Here is a 7,712-nt window from a genome sequence, read left to right as displayed (position 1 = left end):
GCGGATCCGAGAGAGCCTGTACTTCTTTGACCGCTCTCTCGGATCCGCGCTTCGCTCGTCATCGGACGGCCGACGGCCGTCCGCGGGCCAGGTGCCTTGGAGAATCTGCGACTAATCGGTGACTAATCGGTGGCTGTGTTTCTTAGCGGGCCGTGACGGTGACGCCGGCCTTTTCCAGCACCGCGTTCAGCGTCGCGGCGGTCTTCTTCGTTGGCAGGTTGCTCACGTAGAAATGCTTCGCGCCGAGGTCGACTAGCGATCGGATGGTGCGGGCGCAGACATCGATCGGCGTCGCGCCGGCCGCGAACTCCGCCGTCAACTCGTCAACTGGCACGGGCAGGAACTGGCTCAACATCTCGAGCGTTTTGGTGTTGGCGCTGCGGTAGTAGAACACGCCGAACACGCCGGGCATGGTGAGCCCACCGGCGCGGCCGGCCTCGAGGAACGCGCTGATGTGGCCGGCCTGGTGATGCGAGACGATCTGCGTCAGGTAGAAATCGGCGCTGACGTGCGGATCCAGCAGGAAATCCACCTGCCCCTGCGGGTTGGCAATGGGATTGGCCCAGCCGCCCAGTTCGAGCTCCGGGTGACGCTCGCGGATCAGTTGCCGCAGCCGCCATGCGTGCTCGAGGCAGCGTGGCCGGCCGACGTGCTTGTCGCCGCCGAGCACCACGAGCGACGGAAAGCCGTTCTGCGCGGTTTGGTCGGCATACGCGAGGCAGAACTCGAGCGAATGCTTGGTCGTGAGGAACGGGATGATCTGGTGGCGGCCGACCGTGTCGCCCAGGTTATTCACCAGGTGGCGCAGGTTGTTCTCTTCCTGCGCGCCGACCGCGCTGTCGGTGACCATCACGCGCACGTCGTGGCGCGTCAGCGAGCGAATGGCGTGGTAGGTATCAATCCACGCGTCCATGCCTTCGGCCGACTCGAGCTCCGCCCGGGGTGGGCGAAGCTCGACGGCGATCACGCTGGTGGGGTCACTGCGCAGTTGCGAGAGGTAAGAAGGCAAGCCCCAAGTCTACTGCTGCTGAGTTGCTGTCGTGCGGGGTTTGGCGCTCTTGCCCCACTCGTTGGCCCAGTTCAGCATTTCCGCGACGGTGTGCAGCACCGACTCGCGCGCGACGTAGCCGTGCGCCTCGTGCGGCAGGGTGACGTAGCGGACCGTGGCGCCGTGGCCCTTGAGCGCCATGTAGAGGCGTTCCGACTGAATCGGGAACGTGCCGCTGTTGTCATCCGCCTCGCCGTGAATCAACAGGATCGGCTCGTTGATCTTGTGCGCGTAATTGAACGGCGACATCGCGGCGTAAATCTGCGGCACCTCCCAGAACGTGCGCTGCTCATTCTGGAACCCGAACGGTGTCAGGGTGCGGTTGTAGGCGCCGCTGCGCGCCAGGCCGGCCCGGAAGATGTCGGAATGCGCCAGCAGGTTGGCCGTCATGAAACCGCCGTAGCTGTGACCGCCGACGACGACGCGGGCGGCGTCGGTGACGCCGAGGCTGACCGCGCGGTCGACCGCGGCCTGCGCGCTGGCCACCAGTTGCTGGATGTAGGTGTCATTCGCCGTCTCGCCCGGGCCGACGATCGGCATGATTGGGTCGTCGATGATCGCGTACCCCTGCGTGAGGAACAACAGGTGCGACGCACCACTAATCGACGTATAGCGATCGGCGGAGCCGGTGACCTGGCCGGCGTTGGCGGGATCGGTGAACTCGCGCGGATAGGCCCAGAGCAGCGTCGGCAAGGGCCCTTGAGCCGGCGTCCAGCCCGGCGGCGTGATAATCGTCGCCGACAGCTCGACGCCGTCGCTGCGCTTGTAGGTGACGAGCTGTTTCTGAATGCCCTTGAGCTGCGGCGCCGGATCCGCGTATGACGTCAGCGCCACCCGGGTGCCGGCCTTGAGATCGCGCACGTAGACGTTCGGCGGATCGCTACGCGTCTCGTGGCGGGTGAGGATCTTCGACCCGTCGTCTGACAGCACGCCGATCACCGTCTCGTACGAACGCCCGGTGGTCTGAAACAGGCGCTCGCTCTTGAGCGTGGTGAGGTCGAGGCGGTCGATGAACGGCCGCGCGCCCTCCGGCGCGGCGCCGGTGCCGGCGAGGAAAATCGAGTTGGCGTTCTGCTGGATGGTCGAGACACCGGATGCGCGAGCATGCCGCTGCGGCGCGCCGGGATTGCCGTACGAATCTTCCTGGCTGCGGTCCCACAGCTTGCGCGGCGCGGCGCCCGGCTGGTCGATCACCCAGGTGCGCGTCCAGCGCCGTGCGCGATCGTTCTCGGTCAACAGCACCGCGCCACCGTCGGTCCACGAGATGTTGCCGACCCGATATTCGGTGCGGGCGATCTCAGACGGCGCGGCCGTGAACGGCGCGCTTAACGCCACCACCTTGTCGCGATGCGGCACCTTGATTTTCGGGTCGCCATGGTCGAGCGCCTCCGCCCAGACCACCGTCGCCGGCGCCACCGGCTGCCACTGGAAGTTGCGCGGCCCGGCCGTCACGCCGCCGTTTGGCACGTTGTCGGCCACCGGCAACTGCGCGACCTGCTTCACCGGCGCGCCCTGCCGATTCCATACCTCGACACTGGCCGCAAAGTTCTGGTACGGCACCAGCCACGAGTACGGCCGCTGCACGCGCCGAACCAGGATGAACTGGCCGTCAGGCGACGGCGCCGCCGTCACGAAGACCGCCGGGGTGCCGACCGCGGTGCGCTGACCGCTGGCCGCGTCCACAAAGGCCAGCTGGCTGGTCGCGTAGTAGTCGAAGAGCGACTCGTCATACGCACTGGTCAGCAGATCCTGGTAGGTGCGGACCGGCGCGGTGCCGCCGCGATGTTCCTGGATGTTGGGACCGGTCGGCACGCCCATGGTCGGCGTGGCACCGCGGCTGGGCGAGATGAACTCGCAGAGCATCGAGCCGCCATCGCCGACCCATTCGCAGGGAGCGCCCAGGGCCGCATTGAGCTGCGCCGGGGTCACCGACCTGGCTTGCCCAGTGGCGGCATCACCGATCCACAGTTCGATGCCGTTGTCGCGCTGCTGCGTGAATGCGAAGCGCTTGCCGTCTGGCGAGAAGCCGATCCAGGACAGCATTGGACTAGGCGGCGTCGTCACCCGCAGCTCGCGTCCGTCGGCGATCGACTTCAGCGTGATCGCGCGTGACAGTTGCGCGCGATGAGGGCCGTTGGTTCTCGGGTTGACGCGAATGCCCGCGATCCGATGCATCGGTTGCGAGAGCTGCGCGATGGTCGGCATGCTCGCGCGATCGAGCAGCGCGACCAGGTCGCGAGATGGACTGAGCTCAACCGTCGGCGGCGGCGGCGCGTCGAGAATGTCGACAATGGCCTTGGGCGGAAGCAGGTAGCCCGAGGCGGCCGGCTGCGCGGGCGCCTGTGCAAACACCGCAATCGAGCCAAAGGTGACGAGCGTGGCGAGAGCGAGCAATCGGTAACGCATGACAGTGTTCCTCAGGACGCCGGGTTGATTTTCGGAATCGAGTATACGGCCGCCGGCCGGGCGAAAATCATAAGACGCCGGGTTCATTTTCCGCCGTTGCCAGGGAAAATGAACCCGGCGTCCTTCCGGCGGCCAGCCCAGCCGCACGGCCGGTCGCCCATGCCCAGGCGAAGTTGTGGCCGCCGATCGGGCCAAAAGCGTCCAGGATCTCGCCGCAGAAGTACAGACCCGGGCGCCGCCGGCTTTCGAGCGTGCGCGGCTCCACCTCGTCCAGCGCCACGCCGCCGCCGGTGACTTCCGCCTTCTTGTAGCCTTCGTCGCCGGTAATGGGCAGTTCGTACGACGTCAGGCGCTCGATCAGCGCGAGCCGTTCGGTTCGTCGCAGGGCGCTGGTCCGCCGGCCGGTGGGCACGTCGGCCTCGATCATCAGCTGTTCGGCCAGCCGCGCCGGCACGTGCTTGGCGATCACGGTGCTGACGAGAGCCGAGGGCACGTCGAACTCCTTTTCCCACGCGGCCCCAGACAGTTCGGACCAGTGCGCTCTGATGGTCCGGCTGAAGCCGGACGCCACATTGGTCCGGCTAAAGCCGGACGCTACATTGGAACCCGGGCGCGTCACTACATGAGAAATATCCAGAACGCTCGGGCCGCTGTAGCCGCGGTGCGTGAACAGGAAGCCGCCAGATGTTTCGATGACGCGCTTGCCGTCCTTGTTGCGCAGCCGCACGTTGAGGGATACGCCCGACAGCGAGTCGTGTCCGGTGCCGAGCAGCGGCGTCAGTGCCGGATAAGTGTCGATCATCCGGTGGCCCAATTCGGTCGCGATGCGCAGCCCGGTGCCGTCGCTGCCGGTCATAGGCACCGACAGCCCGCCGGTGGCCAGCACCACGCGCGACGCGTGGACGGGGCCATCCGGTGTGGCGATGGTGAACCCGGCGTCAGCCGCGGCGAGGCCGGTCACCGCGGTGCCGAATTGCATGCGGACGCCGCGCGCGCGCGCGAAGGCCACGAGGCCGTCGCGAATGTCTTTGGCCCGGTTCGATCGGGGAAACAGCTTGCCCGACTCCGCCTCGAGGGCGAGGGGAATGCCGAGGTCGTGTTCGAAGAACGCGCGCTGCTCGTGCAGCGGCCAGGCCCGAAGCATGCCGCGCAGCAGGTGCGCGGGCGAGTCGGTGACGAAGCGCTCGGGGGCCAGTAGCGAGGGCAGGACGTTGCAGCGACCGCCGCCGCTGATCAGAATCTTGCGGCCGCCATCGGCGGTGCGTTCGATCAGCAGGACGTCGGCGCCGCCGGCTGCGGCAAACGCCGATGCGACGAGCCCGGCAGCGCCGCCGCCGATGACAGCAATCGAGTTCACGAGCTACATTGAAACAGGAGATCAGAAGATCAGGAGAAAAAACATTCCTCCCGATCTCTTGGTCTCCTGTTGAGCGCTACCGGAACAGGCTATCGATCGTCACGTGAGTGATCGGACCCAGGTTGAGCGCGCGAATCGGTCCTTCGATCAATTTCAGATCGCCGACCACGACGACCGCCATCTTCTCGGGTTGGATGAAGCGGGCGGCAGCGCGCTGCAGGTCGGCGGCCGTGACCGAAGTGACGCCCGGCACGAAGTCGCTGAACGTCGCCTCCGGCAGGTTGTAGACGACCAGCTCTTCGAGCTTGCGGGCCATGTCGCCAGTGGTCTCGAACTCTCCCGGAAAGCCGAGCGCGACGTAGTTCTTGGCCTTGGCCAACTCCTCGGCCGGCACCGGCGTGAGAATGCCGTTCAGCTCGTTGAAAAACTCGCGCAACGCGTCGGCCGTCTTGTCGGTCTGCACGCCGGCGGCGGCCAGGAACGGGCCCGCCGACAGCCGCATGTCGAACCCTGAACTGGCGCCGTAGGCATAGCCGTTCTTCTCGCGCAGGTTCTGGTTGAGGCGCGAGGTGAACGAGCCGCCGAGGACGGTGTTGAGCACCTGTAGCACCGCGTAGTCAGGCGTTGAGCGCGCCACCCCGACCCAGCCAATGCGAATTTGCGACTGCGCGGCCTCGGGCTTGTCGACCAGGTAGACCTGGCGCTTGCCAAGCTGCGGCGCGTTCGGCACCTGGGCGACGAGCGGCGCCATGCCGCCGGACTTCCAGCCGCCGAATGCCTTTTCCAGCATGGGCAGCGCCGTCGCCGGCGTCAGGTCGCCCACGACGAGCAGCGTCGCGTTGTCGGGACGGAAATGCGACTGGTAAAACGCCCTCACGTCATCGGTCGTGAGCGCTTCGATGGTGGTCGGCAGTCCGTTGGCCGGCGTACCGTAGCGATGCGTCGGTCCGAACACCATGCGCGGGAACGCCAACTGGATGAGCGCGGCAACGTTGTCGCGCGCCTGGAGCAGGCCGGTCAGCCGTTCCTTGCGGAGCCGATCCAGTTCGTCAGCGGGGAACGTCGGCCGCAGCGCCACGTCGGCCATCAGCGGCAGCGCCTCGGCCAGCTTCGAGACCGGCACCGACATGCGCACCGCGGACGAATCGAAGGAGCTGGCCGTCGAGAGGTTCGCGCCCAGGAACTCGATGGCGTCGGCCAGGTCGAGTGCCGAGCGCGAACCGGCGCCTTCGTCGAGCATGGCCGCCGTCAAGCTGCCGACCCCGTACTTGCCAATCGGATCGGCGGCGCTGCCCGCTCGCACGATCAGGTTGATCTGCGCGAGCGGTACTTCGTGGTGCTCGACGATCCACACGGAGAGGTCGTTCGACAGCTTGTGCTTCTGGATGGTGGGCAGCTTCAGCGCCGGGGCCGGGCCAATTGGCGGCGGCTGCTTGCGGTTGGCCTGCTGCGCCGAAAGGGAACCCGAGGCCGCGATGGCCAGCGCCACAAACAAGGTCAGCGTCTTCTTCATTTCTTGTCTCCCGGAACCACGCTGAGCTCGACGCGACGATCCTTCGGCAGGTATCGATCCACCGCCGCCTGTACGTCGGCTGCGGTCACGGCGCGGTAGCGCGCCAGGTCCTGCTCGAAGTAATCCGGCGTGCCGGCCGCCTTGAAGTAGGCGTTCAACTGATCGGCCTTGCCGCCGAACCCGCCGACCCGCTCCATGTTGCGGTAGAACGACGCCTCGGTCTGGTTGAGCGCGCGCGTCATCTCGCGGGCCGCCGGTGCTTCCTTGCGCAGTTTGTCCAGTTCCTCGTCGATCACCGCCTGGAGCTGGTCGAGGGTCTGTCCCGGCCGCGCGGTCGCGATGATCACGAAGTTGCTGCCAAGCGCCTGCGACTGCTGGAAGGCCGCGACGTCCTGCGCGATCTGCAGGTCGTACACCAGCCGGCGATACAGCCGCGAGTTCTTGCCGCTGCTCAGCAGGTTGGCGACGATGTCCATCGTCGCATCGCCCGGTTTCAGGAGCCCCGGTGTGTGCCAGGCTAGGTAGAGGCGCGGCAGTTGCACGCGGTCGGTAATGGTCTTGCGCTTCACGCCGTCGAGCACCGCCGTCGGCGGCGACAGCGGTTCCACGGGCTTGCCGCGCGGCACATCCTCGAACCACTTCTCCACGAGCTGGCGCGTGCTCGCGAGGTCGATGTCCCCGGCAATCACCAGGCTGGCGTTGTTCGGCACGTAGTAAGTGCGGAAGAAGCGCGCCACGTCTTCGAAGCTGGCGGCCGAGAGATCTTCCATCGAGCCGATCACGGGCCAGCTGTAGGGGTGGCCCGGCGGGTAGAGCAGCGCTGACAGCTCGACGAAGGCCTGGCCATACGGCTGGTTGTCGACGCCCTGACGCTTTTCGTTCTTCACCACGTCGCGCTGGCCGTCGACCTTGCCGGGGGCCTTGTCGTCGAGCAGGAAACCCATGCGATCCGACTCGAGGAACAGCGCCAGCTCGAGGGCATTGGCCGGCAGGTCAATGTAGTAGTTGGTCCGATCGGTGCTGGTCGAGCCGTTGTTGTTGGCGCCGGCGGCCTCGAGCCAGGTGTCAAAGGCGCCTTCGGGCACGTGCATGGAGCCTTCGAACATGATGTGTTCGAACAGGTGCGCGAAGCCGGTGCGCCCGACGCGCTCGTGCGACGAGCCGACGTGGTACCACAGGTTGACCGCGACCACCGGCACGCTGGTGTCGCGGTGCAGGATCACGTTCAACCCGTTCGGCAAGGTGAACTGCGTGTAAGGAACACTGAGCGCCTGCGCCTGGAGGGCGGCGCCGCCGCCAACGGGTGACGGCCCGATGAGAACCAGGGCCGCGGCGGCCAGGGACAGGAGTTGGGACGAGCGGGCACGCGTCATCCGCCCAGTCTAGCG

The 7,712-nt window shown here is 66.8% G+C and carries 5 protein-coding genes; all 5 read right to left on the bottom strand.

The window, feature by feature from the left end; translation table 11 throughout:
- Positions 1-142: 142 nt before the first annotated feature.
- The gene (locus Q8T13_11385; GenBank protein ID MDP3718358.1) at positions 143-1,009 is read right to left on the bottom strand and encodes a hypothetical protein; all 867 of its coding nucleotides are present in this window, start codon (positions 1,007-1,009) and stop codon (positions 143-145) included.
- A gap of 9 nt (positions 1,010-1,018) precedes the next feature.
- Positions 1,019-3,454 (bottom strand): prolyl oligopeptidase family serine peptidase, encoded by a 2,436-nt coding sequence (locus tag Q8T13_11380; protein MDP3718357.1) that lies wholly within the window; start codon positions 3,452-3,454, stop codon positions 1,019-1,021.
- A 67-nt stretch (positions 3,455-3,521) separates the two neighbouring features.
- Entirely contained in the window at positions 3,522-4,811 is a 1,290-nt protein-coding gene (locus Q8T13_11375) for an aminoacetone oxidase family FAD-binding enzyme (protein MDP3718356.1), read from the bottom strand.
- 76 nt (positions 4,812-4,887) lie between these two features.
- Complete coding sequence (locus tag Q8T13_11370) at positions 4,888-6,324, bottom strand: pitrilysin family protein (GenBank protein MDP3718355.1); 1,437 nt, start codon at positions 6,322-6,324, stop codon at positions 4,888-4,890.
- Complete coding sequence (locus Q8T13_11365) at positions 6,321-7,697, bottom strand: pitrilysin family protein (GenBank protein MDP3718354.1); 1,377 nt, start codon at positions 7,695-7,697, stop codon at positions 6,321-6,323. The genes Q8T13_11370 and Q8T13_11365 overlap by 4 nt, the downstream gene beginning before the upstream one ends.
- Positions 7,698-7,712 lie beyond the last annotated feature (15 nt).

Source organism: Acidobacteriota bacterium (genome assembly GCA_030697165.1).
GTDB lineage: Bacteria > Acidobacteriota > Vicinamibacteria > Vicinamibacterales > UBA2999 > 12-FULL-67-14b.
The sequence above is the reverse complement of the archived record's forward strand: the minus strand, read 5'-3'. Positions and strand labels throughout refer to the sequence as shown.

Coding starts and splice junctions, on each gene's coding strand:
- Q8T13_11380 (MDP3718357.1), bottom strand. CDS start 3,454: ATGCGTTACCGATTGCTCGCTCTCGCCACGCTCGTCACCTTTGGCTCG.
- Q8T13_11370 (MDP3718355.1), bottom strand. CDS start 6,324: ATGAAGAAGACGCTGACCTTGTTTGTGGCGCTGGCCATCGCGGCCTCG.
- Q8T13_11365 (MDP3718354.1), bottom strand. CDS start 7,697: ATGACGCGTGCCCGCTCGTCCCAACTCCTGTCCCTGGCCGCCGCGGCC.